The sequence below is a fragment of the Mycoavidus sp. B2-EB genome, from assembly GCF_014218255.1.
Classification (GTDB): domain Bacteria; phylum Pseudomonadota; class Gammaproteobacteria; order Burkholderiales; family Burkholderiaceae; genus Mycoavidus.
Genome location: NZ_AP021872.1, coordinates 1,635,384 through 1,652,188, shown reverse-complemented (window position 1 = coordinate 1,652,188; position 16,805 = coordinate 1,635,384). Strand labels below are relative to the sequence as shown.

At 49.2% G+C, this 16,805-nt stretch carries 15 protein-coding genes and 1 pseudogene; 11 read left to right on the top strand and 5 right to left on the bottom strand.

Features of this window, described 5'->3' with window-relative positions; translation table 11 throughout:
* The first annotated feature begins 90 nt into the window (after window positions 1-90).
* The 3 genes from ftsH to glmM all read left to right on the top strand — a co-directional run bounded on the left by ftsH (window position 91) and on the right by glmM (window position 4,302).
* Window positions 91-1,998 carry an ATP-dependent zinc metalloprotease FtsH gene (gene ftsH, locus MPB2EB_RS07315; RefSeq protein ID WP_185181674.1) on the top strand — a complete coding sequence of 636 codons (1,908 nt, stop codon included), beginning with the start codon at window positions 91-93 and terminating at the stop codon, window positions 1,996-1,998.
* 80 nt (window positions 1,999-2,078) lie between these two features.
* On the top strand, window positions 2,079-2,933 hold the full coding sequence (gene folP, locus MPB2EB_RS07310; protein ID WP_185181673.1) for a dihydropteroate synthase: 855 nt from the start codon (window positions 2,079-2,081) through the stop codon (window positions 2,931-2,933).
* Window positions 2,934-2,946: 13 nt separating this feature from the next.
* Entirely contained in the window at window positions 2,947-4,302 is a 1,356-nt protein-coding gene (gene glmM / locus MPB2EB_RS07305) for a phosphoglucosamine mutase (RefSeq protein WP_185181672.1), read from the top strand.
* A 96-nt stretch (window positions 4,303-4,398) separates the two neighbouring features.
* Here glmM and MPB2EB_RS08655 read toward each other — a convergent pair.
* The 3 genes and pseudogenes from MPB2EB_RS08655 to MPB2EB_RS07290 form a co-directional block, all read right to left on the bottom strand.
* Window positions 4,399-4,536, bottom strand: a pseudogene (locus MPB2EB_RS08655) (integrase core domain-containing protein); the annotation flags it as partial.
* Window positions 4,537-4,616: 80 nt separating this feature from the next.
* Window positions 4,617-4,778: a transposase gene (locus MPB2EB_RS07295; protein ID WP_370576637.1), complete on the bottom strand. Its 162-nt coding sequence runs from the start codon at window positions 4,776-4,778 to the stop codon at window positions 4,617-4,619.
* 205 nt (window positions 4,779-4,983) lie between these two features.
* Window positions 4,984-5,637 carry an Rpn family recombination-promoting nuclease/putative transposase gene (locus tag MPB2EB_RS07290; protein WP_185181669.1) on the bottom strand — a complete coding sequence of 218 codons (654 nt, stop codon included), beginning with the start codon at window positions 5,635-5,637 and terminating at the stop codon, window positions 4,984-4,986.
* Window positions 5,638-5,740: 103 nt separating this feature from the next.
* On the opposite strand from MPB2EB_RS07290, the gene MPB2EB_RS07285 reads away from it, so the two are divergent.
* Complete coding sequence (locus tag MPB2EB_RS07285; RefSeq protein WP_185181187.1) at window positions 5,741-7,189, top strand: IS4 family transposase; 1,449 nt, start codon at window positions 5,741-5,743, stop codon at window positions 7,187-7,189.
* On the opposite strand, the gene MPB2EB_RS07280 is transcribed toward MPB2EB_RS07285, so the two are convergent.
* Window positions 7,174-7,503, bottom strand: a complete 330-nt coding sequence (locus tag MPB2EB_RS07280) for an Rpn family recombination-promoting nuclease/putative transposase (protein WP_185181668.1) — start codon at window positions 7,501-7,503, stop codon at window positions 7,174-7,176. The two genes, MPB2EB_RS07285 and MPB2EB_RS07280, sit on opposite strands and share 16 nt — an antisense overlap.
* 533 nt (window positions 7,504-8,036) lie before the next feature.
* On the opposite strand from MPB2EB_RS07280, the gene pstS reads away from it, so the two are divergent.
* From pstS to MPB2EB_RS07250, 6 genes are read left to right on the top strand one after another with little or no spacing between them, the layout of a single operon-like run.
* On the top strand, window positions 8,037-9,068 hold the full coding sequence (gene pstS / locus MPB2EB_RS07275) for a phosphate ABC transporter substrate-binding protein PstS (RefSeq protein WP_185181667.1): 1,032 nt from the start codon (window positions 8,037-8,039) through the stop codon (window positions 9,066-9,068).
* A 19-nt stretch (window positions 9,069-9,087) separates the two neighbouring features.
* On the top strand, window positions 9,088-10,083 hold the full coding sequence (pstC, locus tag MPB2EB_RS07270; protein WP_185181666.1) for a phosphate ABC transporter permease PstC: 996 nt from the start codon (window positions 9,088-9,090) through the stop codon (window positions 10,081-10,083).
* Entirely contained in the window at window positions 10,080-10,961 is an 882-nt protein-coding gene (pstA, locus tag MPB2EB_RS07265; RefSeq protein WP_185181665.1) for a phosphate ABC transporter permease PstA, read from the top strand. Before pstC ends, pstA begins: the two co-directional genes overlap by 4 nt.
* Entirely contained in the window at window positions 10,962-11,747 is a 786-nt protein-coding gene (pstB, locus tag MPB2EB_RS07260; RefSeq protein WP_185181664.1) for a phosphate ABC transporter ATP-binding protein PstB, read from the top strand.
* A 10-nt stretch (window positions 11,748-11,757) separates the two neighbouring features.
* On the top strand, window positions 11,758-12,459 hold the full coding sequence (phoU, locus tag MPB2EB_RS07255; protein ID WP_185181663.1) for a phosphate signaling complex protein PhoU: 702 nt from the start codon (window positions 11,758-11,760) through the stop codon (window positions 12,457-12,459).
* Between the two features lie 50 nt (window positions 12,460-12,509).
* On the top strand, window positions 12,510-14,192 hold the full coding sequence (locus MPB2EB_RS07250; protein ID WP_185181662.1) for a long-chain-fatty-acid--CoA ligase: 1,683 nt from the start codon (window positions 12,510-12,512) through the stop codon (window positions 14,190-14,192).
* A gap of 78 nt (window positions 14,193-14,270) precedes the next feature.
* On the opposite strand, the gene MPB2EB_RS07245 is transcribed toward MPB2EB_RS07250, so the two are convergent.
* Entirely contained in the window at window positions 14,271-15,479 is a 1,209-nt protein-coding gene (locus tag MPB2EB_RS07245) for a porin (protein WP_185181661.1), read from the bottom strand.
* A 363-nt stretch (window positions 15,480-15,842) separates the two neighbouring features.
* Between MPB2EB_RS07245 and coq7 the strand changes: the two genes are divergently transcribed.
* Complete coding sequence (gene coq7 / locus MPB2EB_RS07240; protein ID WP_185181660.1) at window positions 15,843-16,469, top strand: 2-polyprenyl-3-methyl-6-methoxy-1,4-benzoquinone monooxygenase; 627 nt, start codon at window positions 15,843-15,845, stop codon at window positions 16,467-16,469.
* The last annotated feature ends 336 nt before the right edge of the window (window positions 16,470-16,805 follow it).

The following is a 16,805-nucleotide window of genomic DNA, read 5'->3' as shown; positions in this document are numbered from 1 at the left end:
CGGCATAAATTTTTGCTATGAAGGTGGCATGCAGACTGAATTAATATTAATGCATCGTGAATTCCATACGATGGATCAAGGAGTAGGGCTTTGAATAACAATATGCTTTCGAAGACATTAGTCTGGTTGGCCATTGCGCTGGTGCTATTTACTGTATTCAAACAGTTTGATAAGCCGCAGCCGTCGGAGAATATCATTTCGTACACTCAATTTATGGACGATGCAAAGCACGGCAAAATCAAGAGTGTTCTAATCGACGGTCGGCAAGGCCGTAATTTAACGATTACGCCAGTCGAGGGGAATAAATATCAAATTGGCGCGCCTAACGATGCTTGGATGGTGAGCGATTTATTGAAGTATAACGTGCAAGTGAGTGGCAAGCTTGACGAAGAAACCAGCCGCTTTGTTTCCATTTTGTATTATCTTGGCCCCACGATTTTGATCATCGGCTTCTGGTTTTATATGATGCGGCAAATGCAAGGGGGCGGCAAAGGCGGCGCTTTCTCATTTGGTAAATCGCGTGCGCGCTTGATTGACGAAAATAACAATGTGGTTAATTTTAATGATGTTGCGGGTTGCGATGAAGCTAAAGAGGAAGTGCTAGAACTGGTTGAATTTTTGCGCGATCCGCAAAAATTCCAAAAGCTTGGAGGCCGTATTCCGCGCGGCGTGCTGTTAGTTGGGCAGCCTGGAACCGGTAAAACTTTGCTGGCGCGCGCGATTGCGGGCGAGGCAAAAGTCCCATTTTTTAGTATCTCTGGCTCGGATTTTGTGGAGATGTTTGTTGGGGTGGGCGCATCGCGTGTGCGTGATATGTTCGAGCAAGCGAAGAAACATTCGCCGTGCATTGTCTTTATTGATGAAATTGATGCCGTTGGGCGCCACCGTGGCGCAGGTATGGGGGGGGGCAATGATGAACGGGAGCAAACCCTAAATCAACTGCTGGTTGAAATGGACGGGTTTGAGGCCAACTCCGGAATCATTGTGGTAGCGGCGACCAATCGCGCAGATGTATTGGATAGAGCATTGTTGCGCCCAGGCCGTTTTGATCGCCAAGTCTACGTGGGCTTGCCTGATGTTCGTGGCCGCGAGCACATTCTGAAAGTCCATTTACGTAAAGTACCCATTTCAAATGATGTCGATGCGTCGATTATCGCGCGTGGCACGCCGGGGTTTTCTGGGGCTGATCTCGCTAATCTGGTCAACGAAGCGGCATTATTTGCTGCGCGGCGCAACAAACGTATCGTTGAAATGAAAGACTTTGAGGACGCGAAAGACAAAATCTTCATGGGGCCAGAACGTAAATCGGCCGTCATGCGTGAAGAGGAACGTCGCACTACGGCCTATCATGAATCCGGTCATGCGGTGGTGGCTAAACTTTTGCCGCACGCGGATCCAGTACATAAAGTTACTATTATGCCGCGCGGAAGGGCACTTGGTCTCACTTGGCAATTGCCGGAGCATGACCCGGTTAATTTATATCGTGACAAGATGTTGGAGGAAATCGCCATTCTTTTCGGTGGTCGGATCGCCGAGGAGGTGTTTCTCAATTCAATGTCTACCGGAGCTTCAAATGATTTTGAGCGTGCCACCAAAATGGCTCGTGATATGGTTACGCGCTATGGCATGTCAGATGTGCTAGGGACCATGGTGTACGTAGATACCGAGCAAGAATCCATGTTCGGTAGAGTATCCTCAAAATCAGTATCTGAAGCCACACAACAAAAAGTGGATGCAGAAATTCGCCGTATTCTTGATCAAGAATATCAGCGGGCGCGCCATTTACTTGAGAATAACCGCGATAAAGTTGAAGTGATGGCTAAGGCTTTGCTTGAATGGGAAACAATTGATGCCGATCAAGTCAGCGACATTATGGCCGGCAATCCTCCACGCCCACCTAAGAGCGACTCATCAGATGAAAGCTCGGCGGCTGGGGGCGGCAATGGTTATGCTGAAGTTAAAACGTCAAATACGGCTCAGCCTGCTGAAGCGCGTTAATTGAGCGCAATAAAAATGAGCTGGCGCAATTGGGCCAGCTCATTGTATTTTGGCTTTATTTAAATTCTACTGGGCAACGCATGCATCCCCCTGGTCTGAGTGAATTCCAATGTGGGCGTTTTCGTCTTGCGCTGACGCGCCCGCTGGTGATGGGGATTCTTAATATCACCCCTGATTCATTTTATGATGGTTCGCGTTTCCTTGGGCGTGAGGCGGCACTGGCGCGTGCGCACCAAATGGTTGACGAGGGCGTGGATCTGATTGATATTGGGGGCGAATCGACGCGCCCAGGCGCGTCGGCCGTACTCCCTAACGAAGAGCTCGGCCGGGTGCTGCCTATGATCAAAGCGTTGCGTGAAATAGGTGTACCGCTTTCGATTGATACCCATAAACCGGAGGTGATGCGTGCCGCCCTGGCTGAGGGCGTGGATTTAATCAACGATATTTGGGGTTTTCGGCAGCCCGGCGCGCTTGAGCAAATCAAGCAAAGTGGTTGTGGCTTATGTGTGATGCATATGAGCGGCGCTCCACAGACCATGCAACACGCTCCCTCATATCAAGAGGTGGTGAGCGAGGTCGCGGCTTTTTTGCAAGCGCGTATCGCAGCGCTTGAAGCCGCTGGGATCGAGCGCGCGCGCATTAGCGTAGACCCTGGTTTTGGGTTTGGCAAAACACTTGAGCATAATTACACTTTGCTGGCGCGCCTGGCGCAGTTAGCGCCTGCCGACGTGCCATTACTCGTTGGCATATCGCGTAAATCGATGCTGGGCGCGGTCACGGGCCGGCCGGCTAACGAGCGGGCCGCAGCAAGTATTGCTGCCGCAATTTGCGCTGCAGAACGGGGGGCGCGCATGATTCGCGTGCACGATGTGGCGCCCACGGTTGATGCTCTAAAAGTGTGGCATGCGGTACGCACTGCTGACACCCGTCAATAAAGGAAAATGAACCATGAAGCGCCATTATTTTGGTACCGATGGTATTCGCGGTAAAGTGGGTGAGTTGCCGATTACCCCAGATTTTGTATTACGCCTTGGTTATGTTGCAGGTAAAGTATTGGCCGGAGCAGATCATCGGCTGGCGACAGGTAATCGGCCAACGGTATTAATCGGAAAAGATACGCGCGTATCTGGCTATATGCTTGAAGCTGCGTTAGAAGCGGGGCTCTCCGCGGCTGGGATCGATGTGATGTTAGCGGGCCCGATGCCCACGCCAGGCGTGGCCTATCTGACCCGAGCTTTGCGCTTAGCCGCGGGCGTGGTGATTAGTGCTTCGCATAATCCTTATTATGATAATGGGATTAAGTTTTTTTCAGCCGATGGCAACAAACTGCCAGATGAGATCGAACGCGAAATTGAAGCGAACCTTGAGCGGGCTCTAGTCTGCGCTCCCTCCGAAAAACTGGGTAAGGCACGTCGGCTAGATGATGCGGCCGGACGCTATATTGAGTTTTGCAAGAGCACTTTCCCGGCCCAATTTGATCTGCGCGGGATGAAATTGGTCGTCGATTGCGCGCATGGCGCGGCTTATGATATTGCGCCCCATGTATTTCATGAATTAGGCGCCGACGTGATCGCGCTCGGCACTCAGCCCAATGGTTTCAATATTAATCAAGAGTGTGGCGCAACTGCGCCCAATGCATTGATAGAAGCCGTGCGCGCAAACCATGCAGACTTGGGGATTGCCCTGGATGGGGATGCCGATCGACTGCAAATTGTGGATGCTGCTGGGCGCTTATATAACGGCGATGAGCTGCTTTATGTGCTGACCGTTGACCGCATTGCGACGGAGGGCAAAGTGGCTGGCGTGGTAGGCACGCAAATGACTAATTTAGCAGTAGAAATTGCATTGCAGCGGTTAGGGGTTGCTTTTGAGCGCGCTGCTGTGGGCGATCGCTATATACTTGAACGCTTACGGGAGCGTGGCTGGCAGCTCGGTGCGGAAGGCTCTGGCCACATTTTATCGCTTGATCGGCATACAACTGGCGATGGCATTGTTTCGGCGTTATTGGTGCTGGCTGCGTTAAAACGTAGCGGCGAGACGCTCGCTACGCTATTACGCGAAGTGCAACTCTTCCCGCAAAAACTCATTAACGTTCAATTGCGCCCAGATAGCGTCTGGCATACTAATCATGAAGTTAAGGCTGCGATTACGGATGCTGAGCGCGCACTTGGCGATACTGGCCGGGTTTTAATTAGGGCTTCTGGCACTGAACCTGTGTTACGTGTGATGGTTGAGGCAGCGGAAGTAGCGGCTGCAGCGCACTATGCAAAAGTTATTGCTGAAACAGTGTGCAATGCAGCCTAAGCGCTATCAGGAAGTGAATTGCTGTGATTCATTCTATTTAATGTTGTAGCGCGATTTCTCTAATATGGATTTGCCCCCCTATAACCGGACACTAGATCATATCTGGGTTACTAAATTTATCTGCTTCCTAAACTCACGCGGGGAGCGGTATTGCAATGCGCTATGAGGGTGTTGCTCATTGTAATGCTCAAATGCAATGGCTAGGTTGTTCGCTGCGGTTACGGCATCCGGTTTTTCGACAACCAAACCACGATCGTCCGTTTGCCTGGCACGGCGCTTATCCTGCCAATGCTCACAGCGATTGACTTTGACTATTAGATTGCCGAAGCCGCTACCACTTCCTCTCCAGACCTCAACGCACATAAGCTTCCATTCTGGTATTGCTTGCGCCACTCGTACAGCTGATTCGGATTTGCTCCATGCGCCCGCGCCACCTGCGATACGGATTTCCCAAACTCTAGGCTCTCTCGCACCATACTCAGTTTTTCGCTCAACGGCCACTGGCGACGACCTCGATTATTTTGCTTCCCTATCTCTTCTTCTTTCATTTCCGTCATTAACACTGTCATATTTACCTCTATTTTAAAGGTGTGACTATGTCCGGTTATTTAAGGGGCCAATCCAACTATTGACGACCCACCTCATTCAGGCCGTACTCTTACAGATGAATTTTGGTCGAAGCTAGAAAGGATTTTGCTTGATGAACCCTACATTCATGTACTGGATCACTTGCGGCGTGATTTTTTTAATGTCTTCATCAGAAAGGCCGGTTACTTTCTTGACGACGGAATATTCGAGTCCCTCGGCCAGCATTTCTTTAGCGATGGCGAGCGCTTTTAGGTGCTCACCTTCTTGTAGGCCCTCTTGCCGCAATTTTTCGTTAAAATTCATAATGATCTCCCGCTTCTCAGGTACTGCTGCGTAATATAGCTTAAGTAATTTCTCCGCTGCTCCAGGTCGCCCGGTTTGTTCGTTTGAATTTATATACTCTATCGTAGTAGTAAGGTACGAATCTGTTGTACAAGATAGTGTTATATTGAAGAGACCTAGCCCTACAAGTTCCCGAATGGTGCCGATAAAATCATCGTTCCGAAAGTGCTTGAAGAGTAGTTCCATCAATGCGGCTGCGCCATGTTGCTGCAAAGTATTAACCGGCTGCGTTGTCAAATCAATCAACTGAAAGGGTTTAAAAACCAGAGCCTTGGCCATTTCAACATCATCAAAATTGTCAAAAATATCGGTTGAGTATGGATAAGGTGAGGTGATGCCATGATAGAGACATACAGGTAAAACTAATGGCAGTGAGTCATGTCCCGCTTTCAAATGATCGTCCATCAAATTGACTTTCAATTACCCACAGATTTAACGCGTTTAAAGCCTGTTAACAATGATCGAGTTCTGTTAACGTCATTGCTCGTACAGATGATGAGACCTATGGATGTTAAAAAGAAAGCGTGGCAAAGATAGCAGGGTAGGAAAGAGTGAAGATCAGAAATGGTTTGAAGAGGAGATAGGACAGAATAAGTTCCGCGATGAACGCCTTACGAAGAGATTTAGGCTGGTCCTAGAGCGTTTGTGGTCTTACGTTGGTCAGAGTATTCCGATGGCCTTTCAGGACTGGAGTAACACGAAAGCAGCCTACCGGTTTTTTTCGAATGCTAAAGTGAGCGAACAGGAAATCCTAAGTGGGCATTACGAAGCAACTCAAAAGCGGTTTGAAGCCTCAAGAGGCCCCATATTAGTATTGCAGGATACGACCGAATTCTCATATAAACGAGAGCATCCGGAGTGGATAGGCGCGACGCGTGAAGTTGCAGGTCGCAAAGACCAGATGGGGAAGAACATCAAATATACGGTGTGTGGGATTTTGATGCATTCGAGTCTGCTGGTTACCACACAAGGTGTTCCACTGGGGTTGGCAGCAATCAAATTCTGGACGCGCAAGAAGTTCAAGGGGACCAGGGCCCTCAAGTGTAAAATTAATCCAACACGCATTCCGATCGAAGAGAAGGAAAGTTATCGGTGGCTCGAGAATTTGCGGCAATCCACCGCATTGCTTAGCGATCCCCAGCGGTGTGTCCATGTAGGTGATCGCGAAAGCGACATTTACGAACTCTTCTGTTTAGCGCAAGAGCTCCAAACAAATTTCTTGGTTCGGACCTGTGTGGATCGGCTCGCAACAGATGGGAAGCATACGATCTCGCAAGAAATGGAAGAGGTTCGCGTTAATGGAATACATCGAATTACGGTTCGAGACTCTAAGGGTAAGGAGCATCGAGCTGTGCTGGAGCTTCGATATCATCGCATAAAGGTGTTGCCTCCCATCGGCAAACAGCGTCGTTACCCGCCTTTGCATCTGACGGTGATTCATGCATTTGAACGGGACGCACCTGCAAGCAGAGAGCCTATTGAATGGAAGTTGATCACCAATTTATCCGTGACTTCTCGCAAGCAAGCTATTGAAAAATTGGACTGGTATGCACTACGCTGGAAAATAGAGGTATTCCACAAAGTCCTCAAATCAGGCTGTAAGGCTGAAGAGTCCAAGCTGCGTACAGCTGAGCGGCTAGTCAATCTCATTTCTATATTCTGTGTCGTGAGTTGGCGTATCTTCTGGATGACTATGCTACATCGAGCTGCGCCAGATATATCGGCTGAAATCGCGCTGACGCCTTCTGAAATGCAGCGGCTTGATCAATTGGTCAAAGATAAGCCGAAAAATGTAAATGCCAATCCTCTTACACGGTACATCATTAAGCTAGCTCAACTAGGGGGCTATCTAGCTCGAACCGGTGATCCTCCTCCTGGTAACACCGTTATCTGGCGTGGGTTACGAAAACTTATTGATATACAGATCGGTTTTGAACTCGCTCATAATTGTGGGTAATTGCAAGTCAAATTGAGCGTGTACTGGAACAATCTAAAAGCCATGTGTTTATCGGCAGTCGACTGGTGTTCAAGCAGAAGCAAGAGTGGGATGTAGCCGTCTTTGCCATTGATTTGGCAAGCATAGACTATATCGCTATGGATTTCACGGAGTTCGTCCGTGATATAACTTTTATCGACCGTTCGTAAGGTATTGAGGTCAAGCTTTTGATAAACGTTTGCCGGTAGATGGGCCTTTAGAAAATCGAGCGCGACGGGTTTTTCTTTGAGGCTTCCTTTAAAGAATTTGTCATGTGGCTGAAGAATGTGGGACATGGGAGTCCTAGGAAAAAAGAATTGAAAGAATAAAAAGAAATATCTTACTATTTAAACTTGTGTAAAGTAAATCCGATGAACGAATTTTTTGCTAGTTTATTTTGCGTATTGTGTGAGGCTAAGGAAACAAAAAGTGGCCAATTGATCATGAGCAAGGCACATGATTGTCAGGGCCACAATACAGATGGCCCAATCTTGGATAGATGGCGGATTTAAAAAAATCAGATGAAGCATCGCGGCCCAGAAATTCATTGGCCACTAAAACACGATGCAAATTTTGTGCTCGTTTCAAGTTGCACAGCAAAAAACCTCGTTACAATACTTCGGCTTAATTTCGTCTACGGTAACGCTAATGCGTGTAGTAGGGCTCGCCAAATTCAGCCCCTATGTTATGTTCCATTTGCTAAACTATGGAGCGATTCCTAGCGTTCTAGTTTTTCGCTTAGATCAGCGACGGCGATTATTAAAAGGCTAAGCTTTGCGACTTTTTCAGTTTGTTGTTTGTCCAACTTGTTAAATCTGTGGGAGTTCCAATGAGTCTGATTAAAACCGTGTTTGTGGGCGTAGCTGCAATCACATTTGCCGCAGCTAGCCAGGCGGCCGATATTACTGGCGCGGGCAGCACTTTTGCTGCTCCTATTTATATGAAATGGGCTGATGCCTATCAGAAAGCAGGGGGCGGCAAGGTTAACTATCAAGGCATTGGATCATCGGGTGGGATTAAGCAAATTAATGCAAAAACCGTCGATTTTGCTGGCTCCGATATGCCCTTGAAAGAGGACGAACTCAACCGCGCAGGGTTATTCCAATTTCCAACCGTGGTGGGGGGCGTGGTGCCGGTGGTGAACGTGCCTAATGTGAAACGGGATGAATTGGTCCTCTCAGGCCCAGTGTTGGGGGATATTTTTCTTGGAAAAATAAAAAAATGGAATGACCCTGCGCTTGCCGCATTGAACCCAACGCTCAAATTGCCTGATCTCGATATTGCCGTGGTGCATCGCGCAGATGGCTCAGGCACGAGTTTTATCTGGACGAATTATCTGTCTAAAGTGAACCCTCAATGGCAAAAGAGTGTAGGTGAGGGCGCTACGGTAAGTTGGCCGGCTGGCACGGGGGGCAAAGGCAATGATGGCGTGGCTGCTTTTGTGCAACGTTTGCCGGGCGCAATTGGCTACGTTGAATGGGCCTATGCGAAATCGAGCAAGCTGCAATATGCACGGTTAAAAAATGCAGCAGGCGCTATTGTCGAGCCGAAAACTGAGACCTTTAAAGCGGCTGCGGCGGCCGCGGATTGGTCAAAATCTTTCTATCAAATTCTGACTCATCAACCCGATAAGAATGCTTGGCCGATTGTTGGCGCTACTTTTGTCTTACTGCATACAAAGCAAGATAAACCTGCGCAAGGCCAGGAAATCGTGAAATTTTTCGATTGGGCGTTTGACGCTGGCCAACCCGCCGCGGCTGAGCTGGATTATGTGACCTTGCCTAAGCAAGTGACGGATCATATTCGCGCGCAGTGGCAGCGTAATTTAAGAGATGCGACTGGTCAGCCACTAAGCCGCTAAAATAAAATTGCCGCTGCCTATGAATCGGTCTGGCGAAGTTGTCTTGCCTAAGCCGCGCCTGGTCCGGCGTAAAGCGCTGAGCCGGCTGTCCCGGCTCGGCGATAAAGGCTTTGCCATCCTCACGCGTGGCGCGGCACTCGTGAGCTTACTGATCTTCGTTGGCATCATCCTCTCCTTAGTGGTCGCCGCCTGGCCTGCAATGCAAAAATTTGGCTTGGGCTTTCTTTGGCAGTCGCGTTGGGATCCTCCGTCCGATGTATTCGGTGCCTTAGCACCGATCTACGGCACTTTAGTCACCTCCTCGATTGCTTTGCTGATTGCCGTGCCAGTCAGCTTTGGCATAGCGTTTTTCTTGACTGAATTAGCGCCAGCCTGGTTGCGCCAACCGCTGGGGATGGCCATTGAATTGTTAGCAGCAATTCCATCGATTGTTTATGGCATGTGGGGCCTACTGGTTTTTTCTCCGATCTTTGCTGACTTTTTTGAAAAACCGATAGGCGCATTGCTCGGCCCATTGCCCGGGTTGGGTGCGTTGTTCCGCGGGCCACCCATTGGTACGGGTCTGCTATGCGCAGGGGTGATTCTGGCGATGATGATTGTGCCGTATATTGCGGCGGTCATGCGTGAAGTGTTTGAACTCACCCCAGTATTATTGAAGGAGTCAGCCTATGGCATGGGCTGTACGCGTTGGGAAGTGATGCGCCATATTGTTTTGCCTTATACCAAAACGGGCGTGGTCAGCGGCATTATGCTTGGGCTTGGCCGCGCGTTGGGTGAAACCATGGCGGTGACTTTTGTGATTGGCAATACCAATTTATTGCGTGATGTATCGCTTTTTTCAGCAGGCAATAGCATTACCTCAGCGCTCGCCAATGAATTTGCTGAAGCCGACGCCGGCTTGCATAGTGCGGCGTTGATGGAGTTGGGTCTCATTTTGTTTTTGATTACGTTTGTGGTCTTGGCTTTGTCTAAATGGATGTTGCTTAGACTTGAGCAAAAAGAGGGGGGCCGATGAGCTTACATTCAGCTTCGCCCTCGCGTCGCCTGAACTTAGCCTTTGTTCAATTGCAGGCGCGCCGTCGACGCCACAATCTGCTTGCCTTGACGCTTGCGTTGGCAGCCATGGCGTTTGGTTTGTTATGGCTCCTGTGGATTTTGTGGACGACTTTCAGACTTGGCCTAGGCGGTTTATCACTGCATCTTTTTACTGAGATGACGCCGCCGCCCAATACCGCAGGGGGCGGCCTCGCAAATGCGCTGGTTGGCAGTATGCTTTTGGTCGGGCTGGCTACCGTGATTGGCGCGCCGCTGGGCGTGCTGGCGGGTATTTATTTGGCTGAATACGGACAACGAAGCTGGCTCGCGCCCACGGTGCGCTTTCTCAATGATATTTTGCTGTCCGCCCCTTCGATTGTGATTGGTCTTTTTGTTTACGCGTTGGTGGTCACGCGTAGCGGGCATTTCAGCGGCTGGGCTGGCGTGTTGGCGCTGGCCATCATCCAAATTCCAATCGTGCTGCGCACCACTGAAAACATGCTGAAATTGGTGCCGAGCGCATTACGCGAAGCCGCTTTTGCCTTAGGCGCGCCAAAATGGAAAATGATTGGCGCGATTACGCTAAGAGCGGCTGCGGGTGGGATTGTCACGGGTATTCTCTTGGCAGTAGCACGCATTGCTGGCGAAACCGCGCCGCTTCTCTTTACGGCTTTATCCAATCGTTTCTTTAGCGTTGATCTGAATCAACCTCTAGCGAGTTTGCCGGTTACGATCTTCCAGTTTGCGATGAGTCCTTATGCAGAATGGCAGCAGCTGGCGTGGGCGGGGGTTTTTTTAATTACGCTAGGCGTCTTGGGACTTAACCTTTTAGCTCGTCTAGCGCTTAGGAAAAAGTAAATGGTGCATATTCCAGGCAAGGCTTTGTCTACTCCCGCTAAGCTCCAGATCAAACAGCTGAATTTTTTCTATGGCCAATATCGCGCGCTAAAAAACATTGAACTGCCGATACCAGAGCGCAAGGTCACTGCGTTTATTGGACCTTCTGGCTGCGGTAAATCCACTCTTTTACGCACCTTCAATAAAATGTATGCTCTCTATCCAGAGCAGCGTGCTGAGGGCGAAATCTGGATGGATGGAGAAAACCTGCTGAGCCCGAAGCAAGATATCGCATTATTGCGCGCGCGAATTGGCATGGTATTCCAAAAGCCGACGCCTTTTCCAATGTCGATTTATAACAATATTGCATTCGGCGTGCGTATGTTTGAAGCACTCTCGCGCACTGAAATGGACGAACGAGTTGAATGGGCTTTGACGAAGGCGGCTTTATGGAGCGAAGTAAAGGATAAATTACACGCCAGCGGCCATGGCCTCTCAGGCGGACAGCAACAGCGCTTATGCATTGCGCGGGGGATCGCGATTCGTCCAGAAGTTCTATTGCTAGATGAGCCGTGTTCTGCACTCGATCCTATTTCGAGCGGGCGGATTGAAGAGTTGATTGCAGAATTGAAAAGTGATTACACGGTTGTGATTGTCACGCATAATATGCAGCAAGCTGCGCGTTGCTCGGATTACACGGCGTATATGTATTTGGGCGAGTTGATTGAATTTGGTGAAACCAGCCAAATTTTTGTGAAGCCCGCCCGTAAAGAAACGGAAGATTACATTACGGGCCGTTTTGGCTAAGGAGAAATCCATGTCCGACAAACATCTGTCGAGCCAGTTTGATGCTGACTTGAACCTTCTGTGCGCAAAAGTGCTTGAAATGGGGCATTTTGTTGAAATGCAAATCGTGACCGCTATGCGTTCACTCAACGATCTCAATCCTGAGGCGGCGGCGCAAGTGATCAGAAATGAGCAGCAGCTCAACGCGATGGAGATCGAAATTGATCAAGCGTGTTGCTATACGATTGCCCGGCGTCAGCCTGCGGCGCGAGATTTACGGCTCTTAATGGCGATCTCTAAGATGATTCCAAATCTTGAGCGCGCGGGCGATGAAGCGGAAAAAATCGCTACCCGCACCCAGCGTATTATCGCCAATGGCGCGCGCATGATTAATTATTCCGAAATCAAACTCGCGGGTGAGATGGCGGTTACGATTTTGCGGCGTGCGTTAGAGGCGTTTGCCCAGTTTGACGCGTTTGCCGCCGCGCAGATCGTCCGTGATGACCGCGCGCTGGACGAGGAGTTCCGGGCTTTTGTGCGCAAGTTGATTACCTATATGATGGAAGACCCGCGCACCATTTCGGTGGGTTTGGATTACCTGTCGATTGCCAAAGCGATCGAGCGCATTGGAGACCACGCGACTAATTTAGCCGAATTTATTATCTATATCGTTAAAGGTACGGATGTACGCCATGTACCGCCTGACCAGCTTGAGCGTGAAGTGTTAACTTAGAAAAATGCTTCATTTTTTGAAAAAAATAAAAGTCGAGGGGAGTATTAAAAATGGGAAAAATCTGGCTGAAATCCTATCCATCCGGGGTTCCTGCTGAAATTGATCTATCTGCTTATACATCGTTGGTTGAATTATTTGAAGAAAGCTTAAGCCAATACGCAGAACGAGAAGCCTTTGTTTGTCTGGGAAAAAGCCTGACCTATGCCGAGCTGGGGCGTCTCTCACGCCAGATGGCCGCTTGGTTGCAAGCACAAAATTTACAGCCAGGCGCGCGCGTGGCGCTGATGATGCCAAACCTTTTGCAGTATCCCGTGGCGATGATGGCGGTGTTGCGGGCGGGTTATGTGGTGGTCAACGTGAATCCACTCTATACGGAAAATGAACTTGAGCATCAATTAAACGACAGCGGCGCTGAGGTGATCGTGGTCTTAGAAAATTTCGCCGCGACCTTAGCTAAGGTGATTGCACGCACGGCCATTAAGCAGGTGATTGTGGCTTCAATCGGCGATTTAATGGGGATTAAAGGCCCCTTCATTAATGCTGCAGCGCGCTATTTGAAGAAAATGGTGCCGCCTTGGCGGCTGACAAATTATGTCCGTTTTAATGAGATGTTAGCGCGTGGTGCGCGCCTACCTTTTGCTTTCACTCGGCCAAGTGCGGATGATATGGCTTTTTTGCAATATACCGGCGGTACCACCGGACGGGCTAAAGGCGCTGTTTTATTGCATCGCAATATTTTGGCGAATGTTTTGCAATCAGAAGCTTGGCTTGCGCCCGCACATCGCCATCATTCAGAAATTAAGCAATTGATTACGGTCGTTGCGCTGCCGCTGTATCATGTATATGCACTGACGGTTTGTGCGCTGCTCAGCATTCGCACAGGTGGATTGGGGATTTTAATCCCTAATCCACGCGATATTGATGGTTTGATTAAAACCTTAAAACCCTATCCATTTAATACGTTTCCTGCGGTTAATACCCTCTATAACGCGTTACTCAATCATCCCCGTTTTGGGCAACTCAATTTTTCAAAGTTATTAGTGGCCAATAGCGGCGGGATGGCGGTGCAAGAAGCCGTAGCGCGGCGCTGGTTCGATCTTACCTGCGCGCCGATTGTTGAGGGGTATGGACTGTCGGAGACTTCGCCTTGTGCGACCTGCAACTCGGTGGTTGCCACGACTTATTCGGGCACGATTGGCGTGCCGCTCCCTTCAACTGAGGTATCGATTCGAGATGAAGAGGGCGTAGAAGTCCCGCCAGGTCAAAAAGGCGAAATTTGCATCCGTGGGCCGCAATTGATGGCGGGATATTGGCAGCGGCCGGATGAAACGGCTAAGGCCATGACGGCGGATGGTTTTTTTAAATCCGGCGATATTGGCATGATGGATGAAAGTGGTTGCATCAAAGTGGTCGATCGCAAGAAAGATATGATTATTGTGTCTGGATTTAATGTTTACCCGAATGAAATTGAAGATGTGCTTGCGCAGCACCCAGGCATTTTTGAAGCAGCGGCGATTGGCGTGCCTGATGAGCATTCCGGGGAGGTCGTAAAGATCTTTGTGGTTAAAAAAGATCCGGCTTTGAGGGAGGCAGATGTGATGACTTTTTGCAAAGCGCGCTTAACTGGGTATAAGCGTCCGAAGCTGATTGAGTTTCGCGCTGAATTGCCTAAGACGAATGTGGGGAAGATTTTGCGTCGGGCTTTGCGGGAACCGGAAGTGAAGGCTGGATAATATTAATTGAGATATAAAAAAAGGCGCCCGAAGGCGCCTTTTTAATTACAGCTTAATTCAGTTCTTTATTTCTTTCGATTAGAACTTGTGACGCAGGCCTACGCGTACTGCAGCTTGGCGATCGTTTCTGGATTCTTCCAGATTAGCGATTTGTGCATTTACACCGCCTTGGCCTGTTACATCTGATTTATTGCCGCTAGCCTTTTGGTAAGCGCCAACTACGTAAACATCAGTGCGTTTTGACAGGGAATAGTCAGCACCGAGGTTAACTTGATGGTATTTCGCTTTCGAAAATGTTTCGTTTGTGACCTCGTTTATGACACTGTTGCCTTGGGTGTAGGAGTAAGCGCCACCAACTTTCAGAGCAGGTGTTAACTGATACGCGAGGTTAACTTCACCGTTGTTGAATTTTGGCGAGCCACTGAAACCGGCTCCTTTTCCGTTTGAGCGGTCATCATTTAGGTCTTTAAACTTCACATTGCTGTAAGTCAAGCCAAGTGTAGCTGGGCCAAACGTATAAGAACCGCCTACACCAATGACTTCTAAAGTGCTAGCTGTCGAGAAATTGCCGATAATGGAATTTCCAAAACCACCTCTAGCCAACGGAGTATTAGCATCTGCATCTGTATTACCGTAGAACGAAAGGTTAGGATTTTTCGCGTTCAAGTAAGCTGCACCAAAAGCCAACGGGCCATTTGCATAGCCTGCACCTACCGACCAAACACGGTTTTTCTGGAATTCACCAGCGAAGCCACCCAAGCTATACAATGCGCTATAGGTGAATCCAGCGTTATTAGGGCTGGTGTATTTGATCGAGTTGTTGATGCGAGCGCTATTGTTGAAGTTGTCGAAGTCACCTGGGTGAGCAGCATATGAACCCCATTGGTTGCCGGCAGAGAAGCCAGAAACAAAATCAACCACGGAGTCATATTGACGACCAACGGTCACTGTACCAAAATCGCCAGACAAGCCAACAAACGCTTGACGACCGAATTCAGAACCGCCTTGGGCCAATTTACCGTTAGCCAAGTTGAAACCATTTTCCAATGTGAAAATAGCTTTCAAGCCACCACCTAGGTTTTCCGTACCACGGACGCCCCAGCGGCTGCCTTGCATAACGCCACTAGTCAGGGCAATTTGTTTGCCGCCAGTAGTGGCGTTTTGTTGTGCGCTACTAACATAATCAACACCTGCGTCGATTACGCCGTACAGTGTCACGCTGCTTTGGGCATGAGCCGCACCAGCGAATGCACCCAGTGCCGCGAGAGCAAGAAGTGACTTTTTCATTGATAATCTCCAAAAAGATTGGGAATGGATTTGGTAATTTATATGATCTAACCCTTGCGCAGCACGCAACTTAAGGCCCAAATAACCTGTAAGAAGCAGAAGCTGCACTTTAGCCGCCAACCTATGAATTTAGGTGGACTTGCCTGTACATAGGGTTAAATACTAACTTTACTGCTACAACTTCACTAGAAGTTAATATACTGTAACAAATTCATTCGCGAGGTAAAAGGAAAAGCTCTTTTACCTGTGGTGTATTCTTAATTTTTGTCACATTTACACAACAGCGGCCATATGCTTATATGGATCACGGCAAACTGCTGCAGCAGGGTGGTGTATGTGTTCTTAACGATGGGGGAAAGGCGGATGTTGGATCGTTTAATTGGCGAATTTGATCGAAGTCTGCGTGCGTTAACGGGCGTTGTGCGGGCTACGCGGTCCGTACCTCAAGGATTGGAGGAGGCCGCCGCGGCAGAATTATCCGCTGCGGAGAGAAAGCAGGCGGGGGCATTGATGCGGGTGAATCATACTGGAGAGATTTGCGCGCAAGCACTGTATCAAGCGCAAAAGCTGACGACTCAGTCGGCTCGACTTAAGGGCCATTTCGAGCGCGCTGCGCGTGAAGAAGAAGATCATCTTAGTTGGTTGGCGGAGCGCTTAGATGCCTTAGACGCGCGTCCGAGTTTGTTGAATCCGTTATGGTATGCCGGTGCTTTTGCAATCGGGTTGATCGCCGGTAAAATGGGGGATCGCATCAGCCTGGGTTTTATGGCGGAGACAGAGCGGCAAGTGGAGCAGCACCTGGAGCGTCATTTAGAGAAGTTGCCGCTTCATGATTATGCCTCGCGTGCGGTGGTTGAACAAATGCGGGTTGATGAGATTGCACACGGGCAAGCGGCAACCGAGGCCGGTGGCCAAGAGCTGCCGTTGTCGGTACGCCGTTTAATGAGAATGAGTTCACGCGTGATGACCTCTACCGCCTACTATATATAGCACGCTGCAAAGCGGTAAGCCTCGCTGCCGCTGATGTGCGCGCTAAATTTCTGCGCTGAGCCAGGGGGGGGGGCTTAAATAGGTTTTTTTTCGCTTTTGGCTCTCTCCACTCTTAATAAATTACTTTCACAAATCCTCGTATTTCTCTTATTTCAAAAGAGATTCTCTGTTTTGCTCTGAGTCGATTCCGCTAAGCTGTTGTTTTTTCTAATAAAAATCAAATAAAAAGCAGATGTCCTGCTTGACCATTGCGCAACCTTACTCTAAAGTGGGACAAAGTGTGAAAAAGTGCGCTTTTGTGTGATTTTTTCGCCAAAGGTTGCGTCAATGGGTGTA

Coding starts and splice junctions, on each gene's coding strand:
- folP (WP_185181673.1), top strand. CDS start 2,079: ATGCATCCCCCTGGTCTGAGTGAATTCCAATGTGGGCGTTTTCGTCTT.
- glmM (WP_185181672.1), top strand. CDS start 2,947: ATGAAGCGCCATTATTTTGGTACCGATGGTATTCGCGGTAAAGTGGGT.
- MPB2EB_RS07295 (WP_370576637.1), bottom strand. CDS start 4,778: ATGGTGCGAGAGAGCCTAGAGTTTGGGAAATCCGTATCGCAGGTGGCG.
- MPB2EB_RS07290 (WP_185181669.1), bottom strand. CDS start 5,637: ATGGACGATCATTTGAAAGCGGGACATGACTCACTGCCATTAGTTTTA.
- MPB2EB_RS07285 (WP_185181187.1), top strand. CDS start 5,741: ATGTTAAAAAGAAAGCGTGGCAAAGATAGCAGGGTAGGAAAGAGTGAA.
- MPB2EB_RS07280 (WP_185181668.1), bottom strand. CDS start 7,503: ATGTCCCACATTCTTCAGCCACATGACAAATTCTTTAAAGGAAGCCTC.
- pstS (WP_185181667.1), top strand. CDS start 8,037: ATGAGTCTGATTAAAACCGTGTTTGTGGGCGTAGCTGCAATCACATTT.
- pstC (WP_185181666.1), top strand. CDS start 9,088: ATGAATCGGTCTGGCGAAGTTGTCTTGCCTAAGCCGCGCCTGGTCCGG.
- pstA (WP_185181665.1), top strand. CDS start 10,080: ATGAGCTTACATTCAGCTTCGCCCTCGCGTCGCCTGAACTTAGCCTTT.
- pstB (WP_185181664.1), top strand. CDS start 10,962: ATGGTGCATATTCCAGGCAAGGCTTTGTCTACTCCCGCTAAGCTCCAG.
- phoU (WP_185181663.1), top strand. CDS start 11,758: ATGTCCGACAAACATCTGTCGAGCCAGTTTGATGCTGACTTGAACCTT.
- MPB2EB_RS07250 (WP_185181662.1), top strand. CDS start 12,510: ATGGGAAAAATCTGGCTGAAATCCTATCCATCCGGGGTTCCTGCTGAA.
- MPB2EB_RS07245 (WP_185181661.1), bottom strand. CDS start 15,479: ATGAAAAAGTCACTTCTTGCTCTCGCGGCACTGGGTGCATTCGCTGGT.
- coq7 (WP_185181660.1), top strand. CDS start 15,843: ATGTTGGATCGTTTAATTGGCGAATTTGATCGAAGTCTGCGTGCGTTA.